22 protein-coding genes are annotated in these 24,827 nt (G+C 50.4%); 11 read left to right on the top strand and 11 right to left on the bottom strand.

What is annotated here, in order from left to right:
* Nucleotides 1-10 precede the first annotated feature (10 nt).
* Entirely contained in the window at nt 11-1,132 is a 1,122-nt protein-coding gene (gene nlpD, locus JL661_RS15105; RefSeq protein ID WP_015422466.1) for a murein hydrolase activator NlpD, read from the top strand.
* Between the two features lie 49 nt (nt 1,133-1,181).
* A complete protein-coding gene (gene rpoS / locus JL661_RS15100) occupies nt 1,182-2,174 on the top strand; it encodes an RNA polymerase sigma factor RpoS (protein WP_024472852.1) in 993 nt (330 codons plus the stop codon).
* Between the two features lie 89 nt (nt 2,175-2,263).
* Here the strand turns inward: rpoS and mutS are convergent, their stop codons facing one another.
* Both mutS and JL661_RS15090 read right to left on the bottom strand, forming a co-directional pair.
* Nucleotides 2,264-4,825, bottom strand: coding sequence for a DNA mismatch repair protein MutS (mutS, locus tag JL661_RS15095; RefSeq protein ID WP_036419350.1), 2,562 nt, complete (start codon nt 4,823-4,825; stop codon nt 2,264-2,266).
* A gap of 423 nt (nt 4,826-5,248) precedes the next feature.
* Nucleotides 5,249-5,701: a hypothetical protein gene (locus JL661_RS15090; RefSeq protein ID WP_015422468.1), complete on the bottom strand. Its 453-nt coding sequence runs from the start codon at nt 5,699-5,701 to the stop codon at nt 5,249-5,251.
* A gap of 340 nt (nt 5,702-6,041) precedes the next feature.
* Here JL661_RS15090 and JL661_RS15085 point away from each other — a divergent pair, with 340 nt between their 5' ends.
* Genes JL661_RS15085 through JL661_RS15075 form a run of 3 tightly spaced genes read left to right on the top strand, consistent with a single transcriptional unit; the run spans nt 6,042 to nt 9,363 of the window.
* Nucleotides 6,042-7,070, top strand: a complete 1,029-nt coding sequence (locus JL661_RS15085) for a hypothetical protein (protein WP_004236191.1) — start codon at nt 6,042-6,044, stop codon at nt 7,068-7,070.
* Entirely contained in the window at nt 7,070-8,212 is a 1,143-nt protein-coding gene (locus tag JL661_RS15080; protein ID WP_062773392.1) for a BamA/TamA family outer membrane protein, read from the top strand. Before JL661_RS15085 ends, JL661_RS15080 begins: the two co-directional genes overlap by 1 nt.
* A complete protein-coding gene (locus JL661_RS15075; protein WP_004236189.1) occupies nt 8,212-9,363 on the top strand; it encodes a DUF4056 domain-containing protein in 1,152 nt (383 codons plus the stop codon). Before JL661_RS15080 ends, JL661_RS15075 begins: the two co-directional genes overlap by 1 nt.
* Here the strand turns inward: JL661_RS15075 and JL661_RS15070 are convergent.
* The 4 genes from JL661_RS15070 to JL661_RS15055 all read right to left on the bottom strand — a co-directional run bounded on the left by JL661_RS15070 (nt 9,343) and on the right by JL661_RS15055 (nt 13,066).
* Complete coding sequence (locus JL661_RS15070; protein ID WP_004239054.1) at nt 9,343-9,822, bottom strand: GNAT family N-acetyltransferase; 480 nt, start codon at nt 9,820-9,822, stop codon at nt 9,343-9,345. The two genes, JL661_RS15075 and JL661_RS15070, sit on opposite strands and share 21 nt — an antisense overlap.
* A gap of 98 nt (nt 9,823-9,920) precedes the next feature.
* Nucleotides 9,921-10,328: a hypothetical protein gene (locus JL661_RS15065; RefSeq protein WP_240425577.1), complete on the bottom strand. Its 408-nt coding sequence runs from the start codon at nt 10,326-10,328 to the stop codon at nt 9,921-9,923.
* A gap of 130 nt (nt 10,329-10,458) precedes the next feature.
* Nucleotides 10,459-11,931, bottom strand: coding sequence for an anion permease (locus tag JL661_RS15060; protein WP_062773394.1), 1,473 nt, complete (start codon nt 11,929-11,931; stop codon nt 10,459-10,461).
* A gap of 196 nt (nt 11,932-12,127) precedes the next feature.
* Nucleotides 12,128-13,066, bottom strand: coding sequence for a helix-turn-helix domain-containing protein (locus JL661_RS15055; protein ID WP_036413815.1), 939 nt, complete (start codon nt 13,064-13,066; stop codon nt 12,128-12,130).
* A 79-nt stretch (nt 13,067-13,145) separates the two neighbouring features.
* Here JL661_RS15055 and JL661_RS15050 point away from each other — a divergent pair, with 79 nt between their 5' ends.
* Nucleotides 13,146-13,742 carry a TetR/AcrR family transcriptional regulator gene (locus JL661_RS15050; RefSeq protein ID WP_062773397.1) on the top strand — a complete coding sequence of 199 codons (597 nt, stop codon included), beginning with the start codon at nt 13,146-13,148 and terminating at the stop codon, nt 13,740-13,742.
* A gap of 24 nt (nt 13,743-13,766) precedes the next feature.
* On the opposite strand, the gene JL661_RS15045 is transcribed toward JL661_RS15050, so the two are convergent.
* Together JL661_RS15045 and JL661_RS15040 are read right to left on the bottom strand one after the other, a co-directional pair.
* A complete protein-coding gene (locus tag JL661_RS15045; protein ID WP_036419363.1) occupies nt 13,767-14,708 on the bottom strand; it encodes an alpha/beta hydrolase in 942 nt (313 codons plus the stop codon).
* An 18-nt stretch (nt 14,709-14,726) separates the two neighbouring features.
* Nucleotides 14,727-15,377: a LysE family translocator gene (locus tag JL661_RS15040; RefSeq protein WP_004239048.1), complete on the bottom strand. Its 651-nt coding sequence runs from the start codon at nt 15,375-15,377 to the stop codon at nt 14,727-14,729.
* Between the two features lie 389 nt (nt 15,378-15,766).
* On the opposite strand from JL661_RS15040, the gene JL661_RS15035 reads away from it, so the two are divergent.
* The 5 genes from JL661_RS15035 (at nt 15,767) to loiP (ending at nt 22,119) form a co-directional block, all read left to right on the top strand.
* Nucleotides 15,767-16,660, top strand: a complete 894-nt coding sequence (locus tag JL661_RS15035) for a hypothetical protein (RefSeq protein ID WP_032098945.1) — start codon at nt 15,767-15,769, stop codon at nt 16,658-16,660.
* 512 nt (nt 16,661-17,172) lie between these two features.
* Nucleotides 17,173-18,471 carry a dicarboxylate/amino acid:cation symporter gene (locus tag JL661_RS15030; RefSeq protein ID WP_004236174.1) on the top strand — a complete coding sequence of 433 codons (1,299 nt, stop codon included), beginning with the start codon at nt 17,173-17,175 and terminating at the stop codon, nt 18,469-18,471.
* A gap of 445 nt (nt 18,472-18,916) precedes the next feature.
* The gene (locus JL661_RS15025; RefSeq protein WP_004236173.1) at nt 18,917-20,575 is read left to right on the top strand and encodes a fumarate hydratase; all 1,659 of its coding nucleotides are present in this window, start codon (nt 18,917-18,919) and stop codon (nt 20,573-20,575) included.
* Nucleotides 20,576-20,601: 26 nt separating this feature from the next.
* A complete protein-coding gene (gene cobO / locus JL661_RS15020) occupies nt 20,602-21,192 on the top strand; it encodes a cob(I)yrinic acid a,c-diamide adenosyltransferase (protein WP_004236172.1) in 591 nt (196 codons plus the stop codon).
* A gap of 174 nt (nt 21,193-21,366) precedes the next feature.
* Nucleotides 21,367-22,119 carry a metalloprotease LoiP gene (gene loiP / locus JL661_RS15015; protein WP_004236171.1) on the top strand — a complete coding sequence of 251 codons (753 nt, stop codon included), beginning with the start codon at nt 21,367-21,369 and terminating at the stop codon, nt 22,117-22,119.
* Between the two features lie 43 nt (nt 22,120-22,162).
* Here the strand turns inward: loiP and JL661_RS15010 are convergent, their stop codons facing one another.
* Genes JL661_RS15010 through cobC form a run of 3 tightly spaced genes read right to left on the bottom strand, consistent with a single transcriptional unit; the run spans nt 22,163 to nt 24,824 of the window.
* Nucleotides 22,163-23,074: a LysR substrate-binding domain-containing protein gene (locus JL661_RS15010; RefSeq protein WP_004236170.1), complete on the bottom strand. Its 912-nt coding sequence runs from the start codon at nt 23,072-23,074 to the stop codon at nt 22,163-22,165.
* A gap of 31 nt (nt 23,075-23,105) precedes the next feature.
* Entirely contained in the window at nt 23,106-24,167 is a 1,062-nt protein-coding gene (gene cobT / locus JL661_RS15005) for a nicotinate-nucleotide--dimethylbenzimidazole phosphoribosyltransferase (RefSeq protein WP_062773400.1), read from the bottom strand.
* Between the two features lie 30 nt (nt 24,168-24,197).
* On the bottom strand, nt 24,198-24,824 hold the full coding sequence (gene cobC, locus JL661_RS15000) for an alpha-ribazole phosphatase (RefSeq protein ID WP_004236168.1): 627 nt from the start codon (nt 24,822-24,824) through the stop codon (nt 24,198-24,200).
* Nucleotides 24,825-24,827 lie beyond the last annotated feature (3 nt).

Below are 24,827 nucleotides of genomic sequence, written 5' to 3'. Positions count from 1 at the left end.
GAGAAGGAATATGAACTCAAGAAACCCTATGAAAACAATACGATGGGTTGCAATTGGGTCACTGATGAGCACGGTTCTGGCCGGATGCTCAACGCCGTATCATGCCGCACCAATCAGCAGTGTGGACGAAAGCAGCAGTGCACCGGTAATGACAGCAGGCAATGATAACAACAGTACATCTGTGTCCACACCGATGCCGGTACGTCCTCAGCTCAGTTCCGCCAATAACACACAGCCGGTCAGCCGGAGTGTGCAGCAGCCGCGCTCTGCCAATGTGCAGACCAGCAGCGATGGCCGGATTCAGTACAACCGTAATTATGATGCGATCCCGAAAGGCAGTTACAGCGGAAATACCTATACGGTTCAGCGCGGTGATACATTATTTTACATCGCTTATATCTCCGGATCTGACTTCCGCGAACTGGCATCACAGAACAATATTCCTGAGCCGTACAGCCTGAACGAAGGGCAGGTGATTCGGTTAAGCAACGGCGGCGGCAACAATGTTGCACCGGTCAGCAGCGGCACTCAGGTCGCAACAAATAGGAATACTCCGCAAAACGGGGTGGTTGATTCTCAACCAACTAATGCGTATTCTGAATCTGCAGGCGCTAAACCGGCCGGCGGTAAGATGCTCTCATCTCAGGTCACCGCACAGGCAAAAGCGAATAACGGCACTGCCGCCACTACAGCGGCAACAACCGCAGCCGTTACCGCACCGGCAACAACAACCAGCGCGCCTGTCGCCGTAAATAGTGGTTCCTTTAAATGGGGCTGGCCAGCGGAAGGCAAAGTCATTTCCAACTACACAGGACCTACCAGCGGTAACCGGGGTATTGATATCGGTGGTACACGTGGACAGCCTGTTTTTGCTTCAGCGCCGGGTAAAGTGGTGTATACCGGTAATGCGTTACGCGGCTACGGTAATCTGGTCATCATCAAGCACAATGATGATTTCCTGACAGCCTACGCGCATAACGATTCCATCCTGGTTAAAGATCAGCAGGACGTCGCAGCTGGTCAGAAAATTGCCACGATGGGCAGCAGCGGAACCACATCTGTAAGATTACACTTTGAAATTCGTTACAAGGGAAAATCAGTCAACCCGCTGCAGTACTTACCGCAGCGATAAACGGCAGAACAGCTTGTTCTGCCTGAATTATCGGGGTAGGAGCAAGCTGATGAGCCGTAATCCACTGAACGCTAACGAGTTATACGACGAAGATTTTGCCGCCGGGCAGGATGAAGATGAAGAGCTGTTTGATGAGAAACAGCTGGCAGAGGAGAGCGAATCTGACGATCCCGGCCCGGACATTGAGTTCGTGCAGAGTGTCAGCCAGCGTGTCCTGGATGCTACTCAGCTTTATCTTGGTGAGATAGGCTTTTCACCGCTGCTCAGCGCAGAAGAAGAAGTCTTTTTTGCACGGCGCGCCCTGCGGGGTGATACCGCAGCGCGCCAGCGTATGATTGAAAGTAACCTCCGTCTGGTGGTTAAAATCTCCCGCCGCTACAGTAATCGCGGGCTGGCGCTGCTTGATCTGATCGAAGAGGGCAACCTCGGGCTGATCCGCGCGGTGGAGAAATTTGATCCGGAGAAAGGCTTCCGTTTTTCTACCTATGCAACATGGTGGATCCGTCAGACTATTGAACGGGCTATCATGAACCAGACCCGCACCATCCGTCTCCCTATCCATATTGTCAAAGAACTGAATGTCTATCTGCGCACCGCCCGTGAGCTGGCACAAAAGCTGGATCATGAGCCGACAGCGGAAGAAATTGCCGAACAGCTGGATAAACCGGTGGATGATGTCAGCCGTATGCTGCGTCTGAATGAGCGCATCACTTCAGTGGATGTCCCGGTGGGTGCGGATTCAGATAAAGCACTGCTGGATATTCTGTCTGACGAAAATGATGTCACACCGGAAAACCGGTTGCAGGATAACAACATGCAGCAGAGCATTGTGAAATGGCTGTATGAGCTGAATCCGAAGCAGCGGGAGGTGCTGGCGCGTCGTTTTGGTTTGCTCGGCTATGAGGCGGAAACACTGGAAGATGTCGGACGTGAAATTGGTTTAACCCGCGAACGTGTGCGGCAGATTCAGGTGGAAGGTTTACGCCGCCTGAAAGATATCCTGCACAACCACGGATTGTGTGAGAATTCGCTGTTTAACTGAGTGATCCGTAAAACAGTGTTCTCTGAGCAGTTATAAATATTATTCATGCAAAAGGGGGAATTATTCCCCCTTTTTCTTTTGTCCGGCTGTCAGAGCATCTCTTTCAGGCGGTAGAGCCAGTCCAGTGCCTGACGCGGTGTCAGTGAATCCGGGTTAATCCCCGCCAGCGCATCCAGTGCCGGAGCCGCTTCCTCCGGGGTATCCAGCAGATTCATTTGCGGTGTTTCCACATGGCTTGCCGTTGCATTCAGTGACAGCGATTCCAGCTCGCGCAACTTCTGCTTCGCGCGTTTAATCACATCACGTGGCACGCCGGCGAGCAGGGCGACCGCAAGGCCGTAACTTTTGCTGGCCGCACCATCCTGCACACTGTGCATAAAGGCAATGGTGTCGCCGTGTTCAACTGCATCCAGATGGATATTGGCCACGCCTTCCAGTTTTTCCGGCAGCGTGGTCAGCTCGAAATAGTGGGTGGCGAACAGTGTCAGTGCTTTGATTCGGTTTGCCAGGCTTTCCGCACAGGCCCAGGCCAGAGATAAACCATCATAGGTGGATGTGCCGCGCCCGATTTCATCCATCAGTACCAGGCTCTGCTCTGTGGCGTTATGCAGGATATTGGCGGTTTCAGTCATTTCCACCATAAAGGTGGAGCGGCCGGAAGCCAGATCATCCGATGCTCCGACGCGGGTGAAAATCCGATCCACCGGGCCGATAACTGCTTTTTCTGCCGGCACAAAACTGCCGATATACGCGAGCAGCGCGATAAGCGCCGTCTGGCGCATATAGGTACTTTTACCGCCCATGTTCGGGCCGGTGATGATTAGCAGGCGGCGCTGTGGTGACATTGTCAGCGGGTTGGCGATAAACGGCTCTGTCAGCACATGCTCGACAACAGGATGGCGACCGCCGGTGATCTGAATACCGACTTTATCCGTCAGTTGCGGGCAGGTGTAATTGAGGGTTTCCGCGCGCTCGGCCAGGTTGGTGAGCACATCCAGCTCCGCAAGAGTGTCCGAGCTGAGCTGCAGGGCTTCCAGGTGCGGGAGCAATAAATCAAACAGCTCATCATAAAGGGCTTTTTCAATCGCCAGCGCTTTGCTCTTGGAGGTCAGAACCTTATCTTCATACTCTTTTAGTTCCGGGATGATGTAGCGCTCGGCGTTTTTCAGCGTCTGGCGGCGGACGTAATGGATCGGCACCAGATGGCTCTGTCCGCGGCTGACCTGAATATAGTAACCGTGGACACCATTAAACCCGACTTTCAGTGTATCGATGCCGAGTTTTTCCCGCTCGCGGATTTCCAGTTTGTCGAGATAATCACTGGCGCCGTCCGCCAGGGCTCGCCACTCATCCAGTTCTTCATTGTAGCCCGGGGCAATCACACCGCCGTCACGCACCAGTACCGGCGGCGCTTCAACAACGGCCCGCTCCAGCAGAGCCTGTAATTCATCAAACTGACCAATACGCTGTTGCAGTGTCTGAATATACGGATCAGATACCGCACTCAGCTGTGCCTGAATATCCGGATACTGTGAAAAAGCATGGCGCATCCGCGCCAGGTCACGCGGACGGGCGGTGCGCAGTGCCAGGCGTGCCAGTACCCGTTCCAGATCGCCAATCTGACGCAGAACCGGCTGTAAATCCGGGCTGATTTCCATCAGCGCGGCAATGGCCTGCTGGCGGTTGGCGAGCACAGCTCTGTCACGCAGCGGGGAGTGCAGCCAGCGCTTGAGCATCCGGCTGCCCATCGGGGTTACACACAGATCCAGTACGGACGACAGAGTATTTTCGGTGCCGCCGCTGAGGTTCTGGGTAATTTCCAGATTGCGGCGCGTGGCCGCATCCAGAATCACATTTTCCTGCAGATTTTCCAGGGTCACACTGCGGATATGCGGCAGCGAGGTGCGCTGGGTATCTTTGACATATTGCAGAAGACATCCGGCGGCCTGTAAGGCCAGCGGGGCATTTTCCACGCCGAAGCCGTGCAAATCCCGGGTGCCGAACTGTAATGTCAGCTGCTGACGAGCAGTTTCGAGCTCAAATTCCCACAACGGACGGCGGCGCAGCCCTTTCTGATTCTGAATAATGGCGAAATCCGCCATATCTTCCGGGTAGAGCAGCTCTGCCGGGCGGGTGCGCTGTAATTCCGCGGCCATCGCGTCTTTATCGTCTAACTGGAGGATACGGAAACGGCCGGATGTGATATCCAGAGTGGCGTAACCAAAGCCGCGCGCATCCTGCCAGACAGCGGCGAGCAGGTTATCCTGACGCTCCTGTAACAGCGCTTCATCACTGACCGTTCCCGGTGTGACGATACGAATCACTTTGCGCTCCACCGGGCCTTTGCTGGTGGCCGGATCGCCGATTTGCTCACAGATGGCAACGGATTCCCCGAGCTGAACCAGTTTTGCCAGGTATCCCTCAACCGCATGATGCGGCACACCGGCCATCGGGATCGGCTGACCGGCGGTCTGGCCGCGTTTGGTCAGTGAAATATCCAGTAACTGTGCTGCCCGTTTGGCATCATCAAAGAACAGCTCATAGAAGTCACCCATCCGGTAAAACATCAGAATATCCGGATGTTGTGCCTTGAGCCGGAAGTACTGCTGCATCATGGGTGTATGGGAGTCAAAGTTTTGGTTGTCAGTCATAAGGATTCTGTTAACACTCTGAAAGAGTTACGGTTTATCAACTGCCCGTTCCCGGGATTGTCTTCATTAATATGCTTAAAATAACACAGATTATGATGAAAGAGGGGATTCCTTCCTGTACCGCGGTGAATTATTGAAAAGGGTGGAGGAAGATCGCAAAACCGGGGAAGTCAGACGGGTATCACGGTGCTGATGCTGAAAAGCCACGTAATGAAAATAACGTGGCTTTTGCAGGGAGACAGCAGGAATCTACTATTTTATTATCAGACATATTATCTTATAACCAGGATTCAGGACTTATAACAGTTAAATTCTATCCATGAATAATAACTGTTTCTGAATAATCCGGATATAATAAATTAAAGCCTCCCGTAATTACAACTTATTTTGATGTTTTTAATGCTAAAGTAATATTGGTTTTTATTAAAAAGAAATTGAATAAATACTATAGCGGCCTTTGTTGTCTTCATCGCATTCAAAAAGATGGAGTAACCCGTCAATGAAAAAGAAGTTAAATGATTTCCGGCCGTTGATGACATAATCTTTGGAATACTTTTTATCTATCCCCAGGTTATTTGCCTGGAATAATTTCATTTTCTTTCCTCCTAAACTGATAGCGCAAATATATGTATTTTTATTTTTATCATCATAGGCTACCTGAATGATGTCGAAATATCTTGAGAATTGACCACTTGAAATATCTTTATCCAGTTTCCCTTTCTGGCTGATTTCTTTGATGAGGAATTCACCATTTTCATCTTCCATAAGAATATAATTTTTATTATCAACTTTATATGTAACAGTCTGTGGATAAAGACGATTAAGTGTACCGTAGTCAGTCATGACGTCATCTCTGCGTGGCTCTGCAATAGGCATATTGGTATCCTTTAATTATTTAGTGGGGTTGATGGTGCGTTTATAGTTATAAGGAAATAGCATAATGTCCGCAATATTGAAAGTTAATGATCTTATTATTTAAATTATTGCATCTAATATAAAATATACGATGTGATTATATGGATATTAATGTTTTATATTTCAGGTTACATATTTACTGTGTATTTTATTATGATAATGTTAAGTTATTATTACTGTAAATGACAATAACGTTACGTACATAGCAATTATTACTAATTATCGCACAGAAAGCTCGTAATCAGAGGGGATTAGCCGTTAGAATTCATCACCATTTAATTAAACAAAACCGGCTTATATTATGTTACGCCCGATACTTCATACTCTGATTATTACCGGCTCACTGAGCCTGAGCGCTTTTTCTTATGCTGACGGCCCGACTCTGTCGTTAAGTGTCAGCCAGTCCGGCGGCTCTGCACAAAATGACGATGGCTCTCCTGATGCCACCCGTCCTTCTGAATCCAAATCCCGTATTCTGCCTATCTGGGGCGATGAAGCCCGCGCCCGTGGTTATGATCTTCCCGAGCCGTTTGGTGTCGGTTATAACTATATGAATCTGCGGCAGGATATTGTTGTGGATAAAATCGGTTTTATTATGCCGACAAAAATTGTCGTCGGTGAAGGCCTTTTTAAAGCATCGGTTGAAGGTATTAACATTGATGCCGGTCATACCCGTGAAAAAACAGAAACCCATATGCTGAAGTTAGACTCATGGGTATTTCCGTTTATGAATGTGTATGGTTTATACGGAAAAACAAAGGGTAAATCTGACACAACACTGGCCGGTGGTTCGGTGGATGTTAAGATGTTTGGAAAAATACATAATATTAATCTTGACTCTAAGATTGAAGGTCAGCCCTTTAAACTGGATTTCGAAGGGAAAACTTATGGTGCGGGTGTGACTTTTGCCGGTGCCTATGAGCAATTCTTCGGTACAGTCGATGTTAACTATACCAAAACCAATCTTGATATCCTTGACGGTGATATTAAAGCATTGGTTGTTTCACCCCGCGTCGGTTATGAATTTGTTTTTTCACCGTTAATTGCCGGTCAGGGAAATACCAAATTACAGGTCTGGACCGGTGCTATGTATCAGGATATTACCCAGCGTTTCAAAGGGGATATCAGCGGATTAAACTTATCGTTACCGGGAGGCATGGAAAATATGATCCCCGGCGATATGAAATTCGATGTTGAACAGCATCTTGCTCATAAATGGAGCAACCTGGTCGGCGCCCGGTTAGAAGTGACCCGCAATTTTAATATAATCTCAGAAGTGGGTTTTAATAACCGTAACAGTTTCTTTATTTCCGGAGAATTCCGTTTTTAATGATATTTCGTTATTTTTCCGCCGGGCTGGCATTTGCCGGTCTGGTGGCGGTTCACACAGCAAAGGCCGGTTATTTACCCTCACGGGAACAAATTGATGATGCACTGTCCGGACTGGGCAGTAATAACCAATTTGACCGCAGCAAAACCATCGACTGGGGGGTGTTACCCGGGCCGTTTTATACCCCTGAACTGGAATTAGGCGTCGGGGTGGCGCTGGTCGGTATGTATCAGGCGGATAGTGATCCTGACAGTAAAATATCCACCTTATCCCTCAGTGGTTTTGCCTCCTCAACCGGGGCGTTCGGGCTGAACCTGAATAATTACACCTATCTGGATAATGATAACTGGCGTTTTTATCTCAGCGGCACGATCAATAATGTGCCGACGGATTACTGGGGGAAAGGCTATCAGGCCGGGCGTGTCAAAGATCATTTCGGTGAATATAAGTCACAGCAACTGCGGCTGACGCCGTCACTGCTGCGCCGGGTGGCGGATAATACCTATATCGGGTTAGGCTGGGATTTCAGCACACTGAATGCGGCCTCGCCGGATAAACCGTTCAGCCGCTATATGGATGAGCATGATTATGACCGGCATGCGGTCAGTTCCGGGGTCAGCGCCACCTTCAGTTATGACAGCCGGGATTTCCTGCCGAATGCCCGTCAGGGGCAGGCGCTGGATCTGCGTTATACCTGGTATGCGCCGTCACTCGGCAGTGATACGCGGTTTAATACCACCGAGATTCAGTACAACTATTATTATCCGCTGGATGATAAAACGGTGCTGGCGTTTGATAACTACGCGCGGTTTGCCTCCGGAGATGTGCCGTGGGATCAGTATTCCCGCCTCGGTAACGGGCGGCAGATGCGCGGCTATTATGACGGCCGCTATCAGGATAATCATGTCTTTGCCTCACAGGTGGAGTACCGGCGCAAGCTGGACTGGCGGCACGGTATTGTGCTCTGGGCCGGCGGCGGGACGATGAGTGAGAGTGCACGTCATCTCGGCGGCGGTCACTGGCTGCCGAACGTCGGTGTGGGATATCGTTTTGAATTCAAACCCCGGATGAATGTGCGGCTTGATTTTGGGGGCGGGAAACAGAGCAGCGGTTTTTATTTCCAGGTCGGGGAAGCCTTCTGATGCGGGTATTTATCAGCGCAATTATCATGATGGTACTGTTATCCGGCTGTCAGAGCCGGATGGCCGATGTGCCGGTTATACGCGCCGATCTTTCTCCGCAGACCACGGAAACGGCAGCTCAGGCATTTCCGGTTGCAGATAAGGTGGGGGCGCCTGACGGGCTGCGCCCCTGCTGCGCATTCGGCTATGATTTGCAGGCAAAACTGGGGCCGGTTCCGGTGCCGTTTTACACCATCGGCAATGTGCTGACCGCCGGTGATTTGGGGGAGCATGTCTACAATGACAGCTTCTGGTTTGGCGTGGCGGAAGTTATCGGCCTGAGTAATGAAAACCTCGGGATCATCTATTCCCGCCACGGCGGATTTATTGATATCGCCCATGTGCGGGATACCGCCGATTACACTTATTACCTGTTCACGCAAATCTATCCGCATCTTGGTAATGCCCGGATGCTGATACTGTCGGATGAACTGTTTTCCCGCCGTATTCAGTTCCGCCATTTTATCCCGCCGCAGGATCCGGCAGAGCGCTATACCCTGAGTGTGTATCTGGCCGCGCGGCTCGCGTTTCGCCTGGCGGCATGGCATGAAATTGCCCAGTGGTATGGTTATCATTCAGTTCCCGGTTTTCCGGAAGAAATTTCGGCATTTACCCCGGAAGATCTCTATTCCAACCTGCTGGGGGCGCGCCTTGCCATCACCTTGCTGTTACAGGGACACGGCGGATCAGTCGCTGATTTTAACCGCGGAATGGAGAGTATTCTTCCGCTGGCGCTGGCACAACTGGATGCACAGCCCGCAGCCGTTACCCGGCAGATGTTTGACAGTATCGACGGGCGCTGGTGGGATAAGCGCCAGCGGGTGCCGGAGAAGTTTCTGGTGCTGCGCCGGGATTACAGTGTGAGTGATGACCGGCTGCCGTCACAGCCAGCGCGGGAAACCGCCGCCGGATTGAGACTGGCATTACCTCAGCATTACCGGGGCTGGCCGCTGGCGGATTTGGCGTCCTTTGAATTATGGCGGACAAACAATCCCGGAAATCTGCCGGTGACCGCACTGCCGTTTACCGAAGCGGATTTTCCGGCACTGACAGCACATGCGGCGGCTGAGGATAAAAAAACAGCGCCGGTGTCAGTGCAGCGAAATCAGTAACAGCGGGAGAACCCGGCCGGGCAGGGATTCCGACGGCGTTTCCCCGATGCGGATAGCCCCCTGGCGGATATAAAATGCTTCCGCGTTGGGATCAGCATCCACCAGAAGGGCGCTGATACACTGTGTCCGGGCGGAGGAAACTGCCCACTGGTACAGTGCGCTGCCTATTCCCTGATGCAGATAATCCGGATGCACAAAGAGTTTGGATAGCTTTCCGTTCTCTTCCTGGCGGTTGATGGTCAGTTGCACAACACCGGCAATTTTGCCGTTGATTCGTGCGGTCATCAGCCGCGAACGGTCAAAATCAGCGGAGGTAATGGTCAGTTCATCCCGGCAGGTCGCCATAAATTTTTCATCATATCCCCAGTGTTGTTTTGAACGCAGGCACAGGCGGGTCAGATAATCCGCTTCATCACGCTGAGGCGGGGCGAGTAAAAAAACGGGTGCTTCTGTGGTCATAACGATCAAATCCGTGATTTTGCTGAGACAAATAATAATAGCAGATCAAATGTCAGGCTGCGTAAGCCGGCGGTGTGTTATTTCACCGCAGACGGATGTCATTTTGTACCGGTGATATAAGCGGCGATGACCAGCTCTGCCGTGGTCAGCGGATTATGGCCGTTATCAATAATCAGTACCCGCTGTGCCGCGTACCAATGTGAGTCGCTGAGGGCATGTTCTGCAGCGGTATCAATGGCGCAGGTGGCCGCCAGCCATTGCAGACGCATCTGACAGAATGAGTGCGTGGCCGGACACCCGCTGCGGAACAGCGCTGCGGGAATGACCGGCGCGGGCTCTGCGTTATCCAGCAGAGCATAGGACGGATTATAGCGGCAGTGATAACGGTCAGTCTGCTCCATCGCTTTCAGATAGCGGGTTTCCGCCGACGGGGTCAGCGGCGCACAGGGCGACGGATTATCCGCGGACTGCTCAATCGCGCCGGTGTCCGCAGATACCGGCTGCACTATCTCCTTTTGCATCATCCCCCCGTGTTATCACTGATAAAAACTGCGGGGTCAGTATATAAGTATTCTTTATGCGATAATTCTTAATTCGGCAAAGAATACCCTCAGGAAGATGATGCCGGTCAATCTGTTACCAGTATCCGAGGAGTTTCCACCACAGGCTGCCGGCGATAATCCAGATAACCAGGTTAACGATGCTCATCACCAGACCGGTTTTCCACCACTCACCTAGGGTGGTGTAACCCGAACCGAAAATAATCGGGGCGGTGCCGGTGCCGTAATGAGTCAGTGACATCATCAGCGAGGAGGAAAACGCCAGGGTCAGCCCGAGCAGCATCGGCGGTGCGCCGAGTGCCAGTCCGGCGGCATAAAACGCCGCGAACATGGCGGTGATATGCGCAGTGGTGCTGGCAAAAAAGTAGTGGGAATAGACATAAAACAGCACCAGCAGCAGCATCCCGCCGGTCCAGCCGATCCCGAGATGGTCAATACCGCCGCCGACCGTCAGCGAGACCCATTTTATCAGCCCGAGTTTGCCGAGGAATGATGCCATCATTACCAGCGCGGCGAACCAGACGACGGTATCCCACGCCCCTTTGTTTTTCAGCACATCATCCCAGCTCAGCACACCGCTGCACAACAGGGCGGCAAGGCCGATAAAGGCGGCGGTAGTCGGGTTCACGTTATATTCACTGCCGAACAGCCAGCCGGGCACGCCGGCCCACAATGCCAGCAGAAGGATAAAGACCCCGAGTGTGATTTTTTCCGGCAGAGACACCGGGCCGAGTTCGCGGATCCGCTCACGGGCAAATTCCGGGGCATCCGGGGTGGCGGTGATCTCCGGTTTATACAGAAAATAGATCACCAGCGGCATGATAATCAGCGAGATCAGCGCCGGTAAAAATGCGGCCACTGCCCACATCGACCAGCTCAGCTCTGCTCCTTTACCGGCCTCCTGTACAATCAGGGTGACAATCAGCGGGTTAGGTGCGGTGGCGGTAATAAACATGGCGGACGTGATAGGGTTGGTATTGTAATTCACCAGCGCCAGATAGCGGCCGATTTTTCCGCTGGTGCCGTCATCGGCTTTTGAACCGAAACTGTCAGCGATAGAGCGCATAATCGGGTGGATGATCCCGCCGCCGCGCGCAGTATTACTGGGAGTGACCGGTGCCAGTACGGTTTCGGCGATCGCCAGGGAATAAGCGATACCCAGCGTTTTCTTGCCGAACAGGGAAATAAAATAGTACCCGATACGTGCCCCGAGCCCGGTTTTATTCAGGCTGAGGGAGACCATAATAGAGACCCCGATAAGCCAGATAAGCTCATTGGAAAAGCCGCTCAGGGCATCAGCGAGCGCAGCTTTCGCGGAGCCGGGATTAGTCACGCCGGTCAGGGCGACAAGGGCAATCGCCACCATGGAAACGGCACCGATAGGCATCGCTTTACCGATAATCGCGGCAATTGTACCGACAAAAAGTGCGAGCAGATGCCAGGCATTAGGATCAACGCCATCGGGTACCGGAACAGCAAACCAGATAATACAGGTAATAAGAACAGCGATTAAGGAAGGAACAGGTTTCAGCGGAGTCAGTTTATTCATAGGTCCGTCCGTGGTAATTGTATTTAACTGCCGGAGGGTGACGTATTTATACTGAGTTAATGAAGGTTATAGTATATTACAACAGGTTAATAACCGTGCTGAGATTTACTGACCGTAATCAATATTATGTCAGATACCGGTTATTTTTCTGTAACAGAAAATAACCGGCATGAACAGGGAGAAAATGCGGGAGAGATTAAAGTACCGGAATATAATAATCCACACACAGGTGCTCTGGCGGATTATCACTTATTGCTTCGGTTCGGGTATATTTTTCAATATCCAGTCCCGGACGGCGGCATAATCCGAGCTGCGGTAACGCGTATAAATACACATTGAAGGTGAAATCCCGGTAATCACGGAATAAGCCGTCAAAATGGAATTTTGCATATTTCCCGCGGTTGATCACCGCCGGTGTTAATTCGTTTTCCTGTACAATAAAGGCCGGATCATCCACCCCGATATGATAGCCGATAGCAATACATTCCGGTTGATCTGATGTTCTGTCATAGGCGGTGCGGACATAACAGTACGGAAGTTCCGGTGACACCAGACGGATAAAATCACGCCAGAATGTCGTGCGGATCTCTTCATGCAGATGGCCGATTTCATCCAGCGGTGACTGGTAGTGATAGCCTTTTTCCATAACAGCGATATCATCCAGCATAATAATGTCCGGCTGTGGCAGCGGCGGCATTTCCAGTTGTACCGGCGGTTGCAGCGTTGTCAGATCCCAGTTGGGATTACGGCGGTATTCTGTCGGGGTCATATTAAAGACTGCCTTAAAACGCCGGGCAAAAGATTGCTGGGAATCAAACTGATACTTCAGCGCGATATCACCGATGTTTTGTGTGGTCAGCCGTAATTCGGTGGCGGCTTTTGTCAGACGGCGGCGGCGGATATAGCCTGCCAGCGTCATATCGGTAAAGCGTTTAAAAATCCGCTGAAAATACCATTTGGTATAGCCGGAACGTTCAGCCACCACATCCAGCTGCAGTGACTTATCCAGGTTATGCTCAATCCACAAAATAATGTCTTTTATCACGCTGAGATAAAAGGCATTGTCATCCTGTTCTTTATCGGTGACCGGTACGGAATCAACGGATTCCGTGACAGTGTTATCATGTTTAAGCATAAGGATTTCCGTTTGTTGGCACCCAAAAAATACTGTGATACGATTACATACTGATAGTATGTAACAGGGCATTTTTACCATGAACACACTGACCAGGCAACAGGAAAATTCAGCACGGACGCGGCAGGCATTACTGATTTCGGCACACGGACTTTTTATTGAAAAAGGCTATCAGTCCGTTTCGATTGATGAAATTGCCCGTGATGCACGGGTCACAAAAGGGGCGTTTTATCACCACTTTAAAAGTAAAAGTGACCTGTTATTGCACTGCTATGAAATACAATTACAGAAAATCAGTGCTGTCCTCGATCATATTGAACCTCTGGCGGATAAATGGGAAGAGCTGCAGCTTGTTGTCCGCAGTTTTATGAATTATCTGGAACAGCATTACCGGGAACTGATTCCGGTTCAGGAAGTGATGCCGGTCGCCGGGTGGTATGAATTTGAGGGTATTAACCGGCGCTATATCAGCAGCCGGGTGGATAATATTATCAGTCAGCTGAAAGCAGAGCAGACAATCAAAGAGTATGACTCTTATCTGTTATGCAGCCTGATCCACGGTTTTATGATGCATATTACCCTGAATATCAAAAGTCTCGCGGAATTCCCCGGCTTTAAAGATGATTTCACTGAAATTTATAATAACTTTCTGCAGACACTGAAAAAAACACCCTGACGGAATACATCCGCTGACATGACGTCAGCGGGCAGATAAAAAACGGGTAATAGCAGGAACCAGTTCCTGGTGCAGCGGCAGCGCCGGGTTATTGTAACTGGCGATAGCCGCCGCACAATCAGCAGGGGTCGCTTTCAGAACGTGATTCATGGTTGCTATCTCCGCATACTGATTATCCGGTGCGGTACGGATAAGCCGTTCGCCGTTTTCCGGAGGGATTTGACAGTCATGACCACCCTGAATAATCAGTCCCGGAACGCTCACTTTTGCCAGCTCTTCTGCCGGGTCATACTGCATCCACTCCATAAAATAGCGCTGTAATTCCGGGGCGAACAGAATATTGAGAGACGGCGGGACATTCTCCGTGGTTTTCTCTGCTTTCAGCCGGTCAATCACATCGTTGATATAGGCCAGCGCCTCCGGCGGGAATGGCTGGGTACTCATTTGTTTTTTCAGGATAATATCGATGGTATATCCCGCAGGTGAAACCAGGATAATCCCCGCCGGTTTATGCTGTTGCGCCATCAGGGTGGCAAACAACGCCCCTTCACTGTGGCCGAGCAGATACACCGGGGTGTCCGGATAGCGCTTTTGCAGAAAATCGAACCACGCCTGATAATCCCGCAGATAACCGGCAAAGGTGATATCTGCCGGGTTAACGGTTGCTGCACCGGCACCTGTTCCGGCTTTGTCGGTCCGCAGTGTGATATAACCGGCATCACTCAGGGCATCGCCCAGCATCCGCAGATTATCGGTCTGACTGCCCGGGCTGTTACCGTCACGATCCACCGGGCCGGAACCGGCAATAAACAGGATGACACCTTTCGGCGTGCTGTTTTCCGGCAGTGTCAGTGTGCCGTTAAGGCCGTTTATTTCAGCCGGGATATTTTTCCCGGCAGCAGCTGTCTGCAAAGAAATAAAAATAATCAGCAGAGCGGTAAAACAATGTCGTAAAACAGCAGTCACGGTAATATCCTGATTAAGTTAAGGCGTGCTTTTAAATGTCATATGAATAATTTTCAGTCCGACCAGACCGAGAATAATACCGGCGGTTTTATCAATCCAGAAGGCACAGCGATTAAATTGCTGACGTACTGCGGGCCGGGTCAGAAGATACATAATCAGGCTGTCCCAGATTAATACGGCCATCACCATCCAGAGTGCAATACCGGTTTTAAATAGTACGGAATTATCCTGACTTTCCAGCACAACAGTAAACAGACTTAAATAGAATAATAAATTCTTGGGATTTAACAGGCCGGAGGATAAGCCGACCAGAAATTCTTTTTTAAACGTACTCTGCGGATGTGTATTTCTGTCTTCAGCTGCCTGTGCCATCAGAAAACGGTAATCAGATTTTTTTGCCCGTAATGCCTGCCATGCGATAAAGAGCAGGAATATTCCGCCGAACAATTTAATCAGAATCATCAGCGTGACAGATTGTGCGAGGATAGCGCCTGCACCGGCCAGGCAGAGTACAATATACAGTGCATTGGCAGTGGCAATACCGGAGACAACACCAAATGCCACCCGTCTGCTGTTACGCAGGGTACTTTTTATAATCAGCAGAAAATCAGGCCCGGGGCTTATCAGAGCGATAAAGTGAGCGAGCGCCACAGCAAAAAAAATCATCATGATGATTATCCGGCACAGAAATGAAGTAATAAAAAAAACATATCACTGAACCGGGGATTGTCATACAGAAATATTGTCAGGGTGCACATAATGCGCGATAACATCGCCTGATGACGAATAGTTAAATATTAATAACGAATTAAAATAATCTGCTTTTTTACTGCTGCGCGGGTGGTGACAGTAATAATGCAGATTGGCGATAACAGAAAAGAAACTACGGAAAAAATACAATAACGCCTGATGATATAAGTCATCATCCTGTTATTTTCCGGCTTTACCTGATTATTGTGTTTTTAGCCGCCGGGATTTGGCGGTAATTTATCCTATGCCGGGTAAATAAGGATTGATAATATCGGGACTGTGTTCAGAACAATATGATGAGATCGATTATGAAAACCGCAATAAAACTAAGTGTATTAGGTTCTGCCGTATTATTAATGGCCGCCTGTGACAGTCTGGATCCGGACAGCACTAAAAATGAATTCTGGTACAGCAACCCGACTGACACCACACTGACCTTTAAAGTGGATGACAAAGAATACACCACCGAACCGGGTACCGCCGCGAAACTGAAATTATCACCGGGTATGCACAGCATTGAGAATGCGAAGGGTGAGAAACAGAATTTTATGGTGTATGACAATAACAGCGGCGGCATTATTAACCCGGATAATCACGTCTATTATATGTTGTCTGAGGTCTATGCGGTGGAAGGGCAGAGCGATCGCTTTAAACCGGCGCTGTATGATGTCACCATTAACGGCCATGATTTACAGATGCCGGTGCGCAGCAGCAATGCCACCCTGATTGACCACAATCTGTTTAATTGCAGTTATCCTGTCGGTACGGCGTTCCCGGAAGAAATTACCACCAGTAACCGCCAGTCTGTCGGCAATATTAAAACCAAATGTTTTGATAAAGCAGAACTGGTCGCCTATATCGAATCCGATTACGGAGAAAAATTACAGCCGGTGGCGCCGGGTGATGAGCTGAAAGACAGCGTCAATATGACTTTCGATTACGCCATTCCGGAGCCGAAGTTTAAAGATGCGGAAACACAGAAACAGGCGCTGAAATTAACCGGCCTGCTGAAGCAGATTAACGAATCTGATAATCCGGATATTCACGACAAGCTGAATAAAGAGATTCACCAGACCACCATGGATCTGGTATCCGCGTCTGCCGGGTCCGCATCATCCAATACGGTGGCGGAAAATGAGTATTACAACACCTTTATCACGCAGACCGGCAATTTCCGCGCCTTCGGGGTTCTGCCGAAATAAGTGATTTTTCATTCAGTTCCGGAAAGGGCCGCATTATCACGCGGCCCTTTTTTATTAAAAATTTTAATGAAAAATAATGAGTTGCTGGTTTTATCAGCAACAAAAAATTAAACAATAAAGAGAGGGACATCAAATAAAAAAGGAGTATGATTTCAGGAGAGCCGTATTTTTCATCTGAAAACCGGTCGGTAGTATAAAAAAACAACATCAGGGTTAATCTGATGTAAATAACAGTTTAAAACACACTTTATTACGTAACATCTGTTACGGAATCCTTTATCTGCAACAAAGTAATGGCGGAATAATGTACGGTCCGCCCGGTAAAATAACACATCACTATGTCAATAGCGGTGTATTTTATTGTTCATTTTGTTAAAGGCAGATGTCAGTTTTGTTCTGAACTCCCTCACTTTCTGCTTATTATTTTTTCTGCTGCCGTCAGGCTCAGAAGAAATTAATCAGATTTTTTAAAGTCTCCGGGGGATTAAGTACATCAGCATTATGGAGATAGTATGAAGTCAAGAAGTTTAACGACCTGGATTGTGGCTGCGTTATTTATCGGGGTGATTGTCGGCTTTGCGCTGAACAAACTGGCCACACCCGGGTTTAATCAGCAATATTCTGCTGATATCTCAGTGGTGACAGATATTTTCCTGCGACTCATTAAAATGATTATCGCGCCGCTGATCCTCTCCACGCTGGTGGTGGGTATTGCAAAAATGGGGGATGCGCGGACACTCGGCCGGGTTTTCTCCAAGACGTTGTTTTTATTTGTCTGCGCTTCTTTTATTTCCATCACTCTCGGGCTGGTGATTGTTAACCTGCTTAAACCGGGTGCGGGAATTAACTTTGTGGCACCGGCGGATACAGTGGTGGACAATGTGGCGACCGCCGCGTTTTCGGTGAAAAACTTTATCGCCCATCTGATCCCGACCAGTATCGTTGATGCCATGGCCCGTAATGAGATTTTGCAGATCGTTGTTTTCTCTATTTTTATGGGAATTGCTCTTTCCGCTATCGGTGAAAAAGGTAAGCCGATTCTGACACTGCTGGAGTCGGTGGTCAGCCTGATGCTGAAACTGACCGGCTATGTCATGCTGTTTGCGCCGCTGACGGTTTTTGCCGCTATTTCCGGTATGATCGCCGAGCGCGGGCTGGTGGTGCTGCTGGAAGCCGGTATTTTTATGGGTGAATTCTACCTGACACTGGCAACATTATGGCTGGTGTTAATCGGTCTGGCAGTTCTGATCGTGGGGCGCTGTATTCTGCGGCTGACCAAAGGGATCGCTGAGCCGGCGCTGCTGGCATTTACCACCTCCAGCTCTGAAGCGGCGTTTCCGGGTACACTGAAGCAGCTCGAGCAGTTCGGTGTCTCCAATAAAATCGCCAGCTTTGTACTGCCGATTGGCTACTCCTTTAACCTCGTCGGCTCTATGGCGTACTGCTCTTTTGCGGTTATCTTTATCGCCCAGGCCTGTAATATTGAGATTTCCATGGGAGATCAGATTACAATGTTGCTGATCCTGATGCTGACATCCAAAGGTATGGCGGGTGTGCCGCGTGCCTCGCTGGTGGTGATTGCCGCCACACTGACACAGTTTAATATCCCGGAAGCCGGGTTAATTCTGCTGATGGGAGTCGATCCGTTCCTGGATATGGGCCGCTCCGCGACCAACGTGATGAGTAATGCGATGGGCGCGGCGATTGTCGGGCGCTGGGAAGGCGAGCATTACGGGGAAGGCTGTCACGGAAAACCGCCGGTAGCGGTAGTTGAGATGGCAGAACCGGAGCCGCTGAAAAAAGCAGGCTGAAGAACCTATTCTCTGTATGAAAAAAAACACAGGTACCGATTTTCACCTGTGTTTTTTTATATCTGCAGTTTGTATCTCATGACCCGCTTAACACTTTTACATTTTCATTATTCTGTATTTCCGTATTAAGATCTCATTTTATTAAAATAAACTTTGGTTTTTTATTTTATAAATTTAATTCAATCATCAAATGTAACGATAATATGTTATTTTCTCATTTTGAAATCGTTAATTTATGGTTTATTACTTTGTTTTTAAACGGATTTAATAATGATATTAAAATGGTGTGATACGTGTCTGTTCCTTCATGAAATTCACCAACTTCTTCATTTTAATCATTTGTTTTTGTGCATAATAAGCCACCATAATCGGGACAGGTAATTTTATTTTTTAAATTGTGAGTCAATAGGTTCTTCATTTTTCTGATTTAATACGAGTGAATATAATGACAAATAAAACTTTTGAGTATCAGGAGCCATTCCCGTTATCGGAAGATAAAACGGACTATTATCTGCTGAGCAGGGAGCACGTTTCCACGGCGACATTTGAAGGCCGTGAGATGCTTAAGGTTGAACCTGAAGCGCTGACGCTGATTGCCCAGCAGGCCGTGCATGATGCCTCCTATTTCCTCCGTCCGGCACATCAGAAACAGGTTGCACAGATTTTAAGCGACCCTGAAGCCAGCGAAAACGACAAATATGTCGCGCTGCAACTGCTGCGCAATGCGGAAATCTCTGCCAAAGGGGTTCTGCCGAACTGTCAGGATACCGGCACCGCGACTATCGTGGCGAAAAAAGGCCAGCAGGTATGGACCGGCGTCAACGATGCGGAATGCTTATCCCGTGGTATTTACAACACATTCCAGCGTGAAAACCTGCGTTATTCACAGAACGCAGCGCTGGATATGTACACGGAAGTGAATACCGGCACCAACTTACCTGCACAGATTGATATCCTGGCCACCGAAGGCGCGGAATATCACTTCCTGTTTATCAATAAAGGCGGTGGCTCTGCCAACAAAACCGCGCTGTATCAGGAAACCAAGGCCATTCTGGAACATGATCGCCTGAAAGCATTCCTGATCGACAAAATGAAGTATCTCGGTACCACTGCCTGCCCGCCGTACCATATTGCGTTCTGTATCGGCGGCACCTCACCGGAAATGAACCTGAAAACGGTGAAACTGGCGTCCACCAAATATTATGACAATCTGCCGGATACCGGTAATGAGCTGGGACGCGCCTTCCGCGATCGCGAGCTGGAGCAGGAACTGCTGGAAGCCACCCGTGAGTTCGGCTTCGGTGCCCAGTTTGGCGGTAAATATTTCGCCCATGATATCCGTGTGATCCGTCTGCCGCGTCACGGCGGTTCCTGCCCGATTGGTCTGGCACTGTCCTGTTCGTCTGACCGTAACATCAAAGGCAAGATCACCAAAGACGGGATCTGGCTGGAGAAACTGGAATACAATCCGGCAAGTTACATTCCGGAATCCATGCGCAAAGAGAATGAAAGCGACATGGTCAGTATCGATCTGAACCGGCCGATGGCGGAAATCCTCAAAGAGCTGAGCAAGTATCCGGTCTCCACCCGCGTCTCTCTCAGCGGCCCGCTCATCATTGCCCGTGATATCGCGCATATGAAACTGAAAGAGCGCCTGGACAGCGGACAGGGATTACCGCAGTATTTCAAAGATCATATGGTGTACTATGCGGGTCCGGCGAAAAAACCGGAAGACCTGGTCTCCGGCTCTCTCGGCCCGACCACCGGTAACCGGATGGATCCGTATGTGGACTTGTTCCAGTCGCAGGGCGGCAGTATGCTGATGCTGGCAAAAGGAAACCGCAGTCAGGCGGTGACCGATTCCTGTAAAGCACACGGCGGCTTCTATCTGGGCAGTATCGGCGGTTCTGCGGCGATTCTGGCTCAGGAATATGTGAAGAGCCTGGATATTCTGGAATACCCTGAACTGGGTATGGAAGCAGTCTGGAAAATGGAAGTGGAAGGGCTCCCGGCCTTTATCCTGGTGGATGACAAAGGGAATAACTTCTTCGAACAGGTTCAGACGAAAAAATGTGAGAAATGCGTGGCAGGCCAGCCTGCCTGAGCCAACACTTTCCCTGAGGAGTTTGCATGAGCGACGAACGTTATCAACAACGGCAACAGAAACTGAAAGAGCATGTCGACGGGCGCGTTGCCGCGGCTCAGAAGACCGGCGGAGTCCTGATGGTCTTCACCGGCAACGGGAAAGGGAAATCTACTGCGGCCTTTGGTACCGCGACCCGCGCCGCCGGACACGGTATGAAAGTGGGCGTGGTGCAGTTTATCAAAGGCCAGTGGGAATGCGGCGAGCGCAATGTGCTGGAAAAACTGGGGGTTGAATTCCATATCATGGCCACCGGTTTTACCTGGAACACGCAGGACAAAGAAGGCGATACCAAAGCGGCACAGGAAGTATGGCAGTTCGGCAAAGCGATGTTAGAGGATCCGTCCTATGACCTCGTGGTGCTGGATGAACTGACGTACATGGTGCGCTACGGCTATATCGACCTGGATGAGATTATCAGTTACCTGAAAAATCGCCCAGAAAACCAGAGCGTGATTATTACCGGCCGGGGATGTCACCGCGATATCACGGATCTGGCAGACACCGTCAGTGAGCTGCGTCCGGTTAAACACGCGTTTGACAGTGGTATTCAGGCACAGAAAGGTATCGACTGGTAATTCATCCCGTAAATACAGTCTGTTATCACAATCGCTCCGTTTATACGGGGCGATTTTTTTTTGCCGGTCCGGCAGCGCTGCGCTTTGTTTTTCGGAATAGACTGCTGGCAGCGGATGAACATAAATTGATACCTTTGCATCCGTAAAAATACTGAGTAAACGGAAGCAGACAGAATGAAATTAAAGACGATCTCAGCCCTTGCGGTATCCGCTGTTGTTCTGGCCGGTTGCCAGAATATGAATTATGACACCCTGGCACAGTCCGGCGGCCAGTTATTTCAGGCGGCCACCTTAACCGATGCGGATATGGTGAAACTGACGGACGGTGCCTGCAAAGAGATGGACGCAAAAAATAACATTGCACCGGCCTCCGGAAAATACGCGGCACGCATGGACAAAATCGCCAAATCATTAGGTTCCGATGTGAACGGCACAAAAGTGAATTACAAGGTCTATATGACCAATGAACCGAATGCCTGGGCGATGGCGAACGGTTGTGTCCGTGTTTACAGCGGCCTGATGGATATCATGAATGATAATGAAATCGAAGGTGTCCTGGGGCATGAATTAGGACACGTCGGCCTGGGTCACACCCGTAAAGCAATGCAGGTTGCCTATGCTGCGGTGGCGGCAAAAACCGCGGCGGGTTCAGCGGGCGGTCTGGCGTCTGAACTGAGTAATTCTCAGTTTGCTGATATGGGTATCAAACTGGTTAATGCGCAGTTCTCACAGCGTCAGGAAACGGAAGCGGACAATTATTCCTATGATCTGCTGAAAAAACGCGGCATTTCAACGGAAGGTCTGGCCACCGGGTTTGAAAAGCTTGCGAAAATGGATAAAGGGCAGAACAGCATATTTGATTCTCACCCGCCGACCGCAGAGCGCGCAGAGAATATCCGCAACCGGATCGCGGCAGATAAACAGTAAGTATTCCGGATAATAAAAAAGGTGGCTGAGCCACCTTTTTTATTTAAGACAGAATCAGTTCTTTTTCCCGCGATTTCTCGTGGATCCAGTCACTGAATTTCCGCAGGTTGAGTGATCCTTTCTTGTCCTCTTTATAGGTGAGAACAAAGCGGTTGCCGGTGCTCATCGGCAGGTCGCACGGGATCACCAGATCGCCGTTTTCCAGATCTTTCTGGATGGCAAAACGCGGCAGCAGCGCCACACCGAGATTTGAGCGGATGGCGGAGATCAGCATCGAAAGCAGATCAAAGCGCGGACCGACCCGGGTTTTCGGGTTGTGAATGCCCGAGAGCTGGAACCAGTCACTCCAGGCATCGAGGCGGGTGGTCTGATGCAGCAGAGTAAACTCTTCCAGCACCTGGCTGGTGGTGAGTTTGATACTGTCATCCCGCCACAGCATGCGGCTGCAGACCGGTACCAGCTCTTCCTCAAACAGATATTCAAAATCCGGCCACGGATTACAGAAATCCTCACGCATGATTGCCGCATCGTATTTCAGGCTGGTAAAGTCCGCCGGTGTGGTTAATGCGCTAATACTTAATGCGATTTCCGGATGTTTCTCACGGAAGCTCTGCAGGTTCGGGATCAGCCAGTGTGTGCTGAAGGTCGGTGTTACCGCCAGCTCAAACAGCTGCTGTGATGACTGCCAGGACATAATATCCTGGGTGTCTTTTTCCAGCTTATCCAGCGTGTCATGCACCAGCCCGAGGTAATGCTTTCCGGCATCACTGAGGAAAATACGTTTGCGGACGTGATGAAACAGCGACACATTCAGAAATTCTTCCAGCGCGGCGATCTGACGGAAAACCGCACTCTGGGTCAGTGATAACTCTTCCGCTGCCCGGGTGTAGCTCTCATACTGCGCAACAGCTTCGAAGGTGATCAGTAAATCCGTTTTCGGGATCTTCTTTCGCATGGCGTTTTACTCCCTAAAAATATAATCCATTTTACCGGGTGGGGGATGGCGGCAGAGTGAAACCACTCCCGGCCTGATGCCCCATATGACAATACATGCTGCATGCGGCATTAATGACGGACATGGCTAATGCCGCGCCGCTGCCTTCACCCAGCCGGAGATCCAAATATAAAAAAGGTTTCAGACCGAGCTGCTCAAGCGCGATACCCGCGCCTTTCTCGGCGGAAAAGTGGGACGGGATCAGATAGTCCCGGACAGCAGGGGCCAGACGGCAGGCTGCGATAGCGCAGGCGTAAGATAAAAAGCCGTCGAGCACGACAGGAATACCACAGACGGCGGCACCCAGAATTACACCGGTCATCCCGGTCAGATCATACCCGCCGACTTTGGCGAGCACATCAATGGCATCTGCAGGATCCGGCTTGTTCAGCGCGATAGCCTGTCTGACGATCGCTTCTTTGTGCGAGACGCGATCCAGCGGCAGATTGGCACCGATACCGACGGTATCATGCGGATCAAGCCCGCACAGGACGCTGATCATCGCAGACGCCGGGGTGGTATTGGCGATCCCCAGTTCCCCGGTGCCGACAACGCGGATCCCGGCGGCAACCCGCTGTTTTACCAGCTCTGCACTGGCAACCAGCAGATGCCCCGCATCGGCGTAAGACATTGCCGGGCCTTTGGCGATATTGCCGCAGCCGCGTGCCAGTTTCAGGGAAATCATGTCATCGATAGGATCGCAGTCAATGCCGATATCCACCGGCAGCACGCTGGTGCCGTTGCTGCGGGCAACCGCGCAGACACCGGTCAGCTGTTTCTGAATATTGCGGGCCTGGATAGCGGTGACTTCCTGCGGGGTGACGGCGACACCTTCTGCAAATACGCCGTGATCCGCACACATCACAATAATTTCTTTCGGCAGATTATCCGGATGGTCAATCCCCGGCATTCCGGCAAGATGTACCGCCAGATCTTCCAGGCGGCCGAGACTGCGCGGCGGCTTGGCCAATCCGTTGATATGCTGCTCTGCCGCCTGCATGGCCGCGTGATCCAGAGGCGGGATCGCACGGATCAGGTCTTTCAGTGTTGTCATTGTTTTTATGCTCACATTATATTTTTATAATCAAACAACAGGCGTAAAACATGATCGCCCGTTAAACACAGCTAACGTCATAAATCCGTCGCGGCATTCCGCCACACTGTAACTGTCCTGTTCACAGGGGAACTGCCACATGGCCTCTGCGGGCAGGCCGAACCAGCGGGTGATGATAAGCCCGAGCACGCCCTTGTGGGCGACAATCAGCCGGGTTGCCGGGGTTTCTGATGCTTCCCGGCGCAGTTCATCCGCCACCGCCTGAACCCTCGCCGCAAACTGCGGAAACGGCTCGCCGCCGGTCGGTGCGGCATGCAGCCAGTCATTCATCCAGGTTTCCCAGTCCGCCGGGTAACGGGCGGCAATCTCACTGTAATGCTGCATTTCCCACTCGCCGAAGTGCATTTCATTGAGGCGCGGGTCGCAGTGATAGTGATGAGTTTCCGGGGCGCGGATGTATTCCGCTGTCTGTTTTGCCCGCTGCAATTCACTGATCAGTATAGTATCTATCTGAATATCCTGCAGATAAGCGGCTACGCTGGCTGCCTGGCGGTGGCCGTGTTCCGTCAGCGGTAAATCAGTGCTGCCGTAGAACAAACCGTCTTTGTTCCCGGCGGTTTCCCCGTGGCGGACAAGAATAAAGCGGCTGATACTCATCTG

Origin of the sequence: Morganella morganii, assembly GCF_019243775.1 — a bacterium.
Classification (GTDB): domain Bacteria; phylum Pseudomonadota; class Gammaproteobacteria; order Enterobacterales; family Enterobacteriaceae; genus Morganella; species Morganella morganii.
Note: the sequence above shows the minus strand (reverse complement) of the source record. Positions and strands in the feature narration are given on the sequence as shown.

What these genes read in the sequence shown, in the direction of transcription:
- nlpD (WP_015422466.1), top strand. Translation starts at nt 11, where the DNA reads ATGAACTCAAGAAACCCTATGAAAACAATACGATGGGTTGCAATTGGG.
- rpoS (WP_024472852.1), top strand. Translation starts at nt 1,182, where the DNA reads ATGAGCCGTAATCCACTGAACGCTAACGAGTTATACGACGAAGATTTT.
- mutS (WP_036419350.1), bottom strand. Translation starts at nt 4,825, where the DNA reads ATGACTGACAACCAAAACTTTGACTCCCATACACCCATGATGCAGCAG.
- JL661_RS15090 (WP_015422468.1), bottom strand. Translation starts at nt 5,701, where the DNA reads ATGCCTATTGCAGAGCCACGCAGAGATGACGTCATGACTGACTACGGT.
- JL661_RS15085 (WP_004236191.1), top strand. Translation starts at nt 6,042, where the DNA reads ATGTTACGCCCGATACTTCATACTCTGATTATTACCGGCTCACTGAGC.
- JL661_RS15080 (WP_062773392.1), top strand. Translation starts at nt 7,070, where the DNA reads ATGATATTTCGTTATTTTTCCGCCGGGCTGGCATTTGCCGGTCTGGTG.
- JL661_RS15075 (WP_004236189.1), top strand. Translation starts at nt 8,212, where the DNA reads ATGCGGGTATTTATCAGCGCAATTATCATGATGGTACTGTTATCCGGC.
- JL661_RS15070 (WP_004239054.1), bottom strand. Translation starts at nt 9,822, where the DNA reads ATGACCACAGAAGCACCCGTTTTTTTACTCGCCCCGCCTCAGCGTGAT.
- JL661_RS15060 (WP_062773394.1), bottom strand. Translation starts at nt 11,931, where the DNA reads ATGAATAAACTGACTCCGCTGAAACCTGTTCCTTCCTTAATCGCTGTT.
- JL661_RS15055 (WP_036413815.1), bottom strand. Translation starts at nt 13,066, where the DNA reads ATGCTTAAACATGATAACACTGTCACGGAATCCGTTGATTCCGTACCG.
- JL661_RS15050 (WP_062773397.1), top strand. Translation starts at nt 13,146, where the DNA reads ATGAACACACTGACCAGGCAACAGGAAAATTCAGCACGGACGCGGCAG.
- JL661_RS15040 (WP_004239048.1), bottom strand. Translation starts at nt 15,377, where the DNA reads ATGATGATTTTTTTTGCTGTGGCGCTCGCTCACTTTATCGCTCTGATA.
- JL661_RS15035 (WP_032098945.1), top strand. Translation starts at nt 15,767, where the DNA reads ATGAAAACCGCAATAAAACTAAGTGTATTAGGTTCTGCCGTATTATTA.
- JL661_RS15030 (WP_004236174.1), top strand. Translation starts at nt 17,173, where the DNA reads ATGAAGTCAAGAAGTTTAACGACCTGGATTGTGGCTGCGTTATTTATC.
- JL661_RS15025 (WP_004236173.1), top strand. Translation starts at nt 18,917, where the DNA reads ATGACAAATAAAACTTTTGAGTATCAGGAGCCATTCCCGTTATCGGAA.
- cobO (WP_004236172.1), top strand. Translation starts at nt 20,602, where the DNA reads ATGAGCGACGAACGTTATCAACAACGGCAACAGAAACTGAAAGAGCAT.
- loiP (WP_004236171.1), top strand. Translation starts at nt 21,367, where the DNA reads ATGAAATTAAAGACGATCTCAGCCCTTGCGGTATCCGCTGTTGTTCTG.
- JL661_RS15010 (WP_004236170.1), bottom strand. Translation starts at nt 23,074, where the DNA reads ATGCGAAAGAAGATCCCGAAAACGGATTTACTGATCACCTTCGAAGCT.
- cobT (WP_062773400.1), bottom strand. Translation starts at nt 24,167, where the DNA reads ATGACAACACTGAAAGACCTGATCCGTGCGATCCCGCCTCTGGATCAC.
- cobC (WP_004236168.1), bottom strand. Translation starts at nt 24,824, where the DNA reads ATGAGTATCAGCCGCTTTATTCTTGTCCGCCACGGGGAAACCGCCGGG.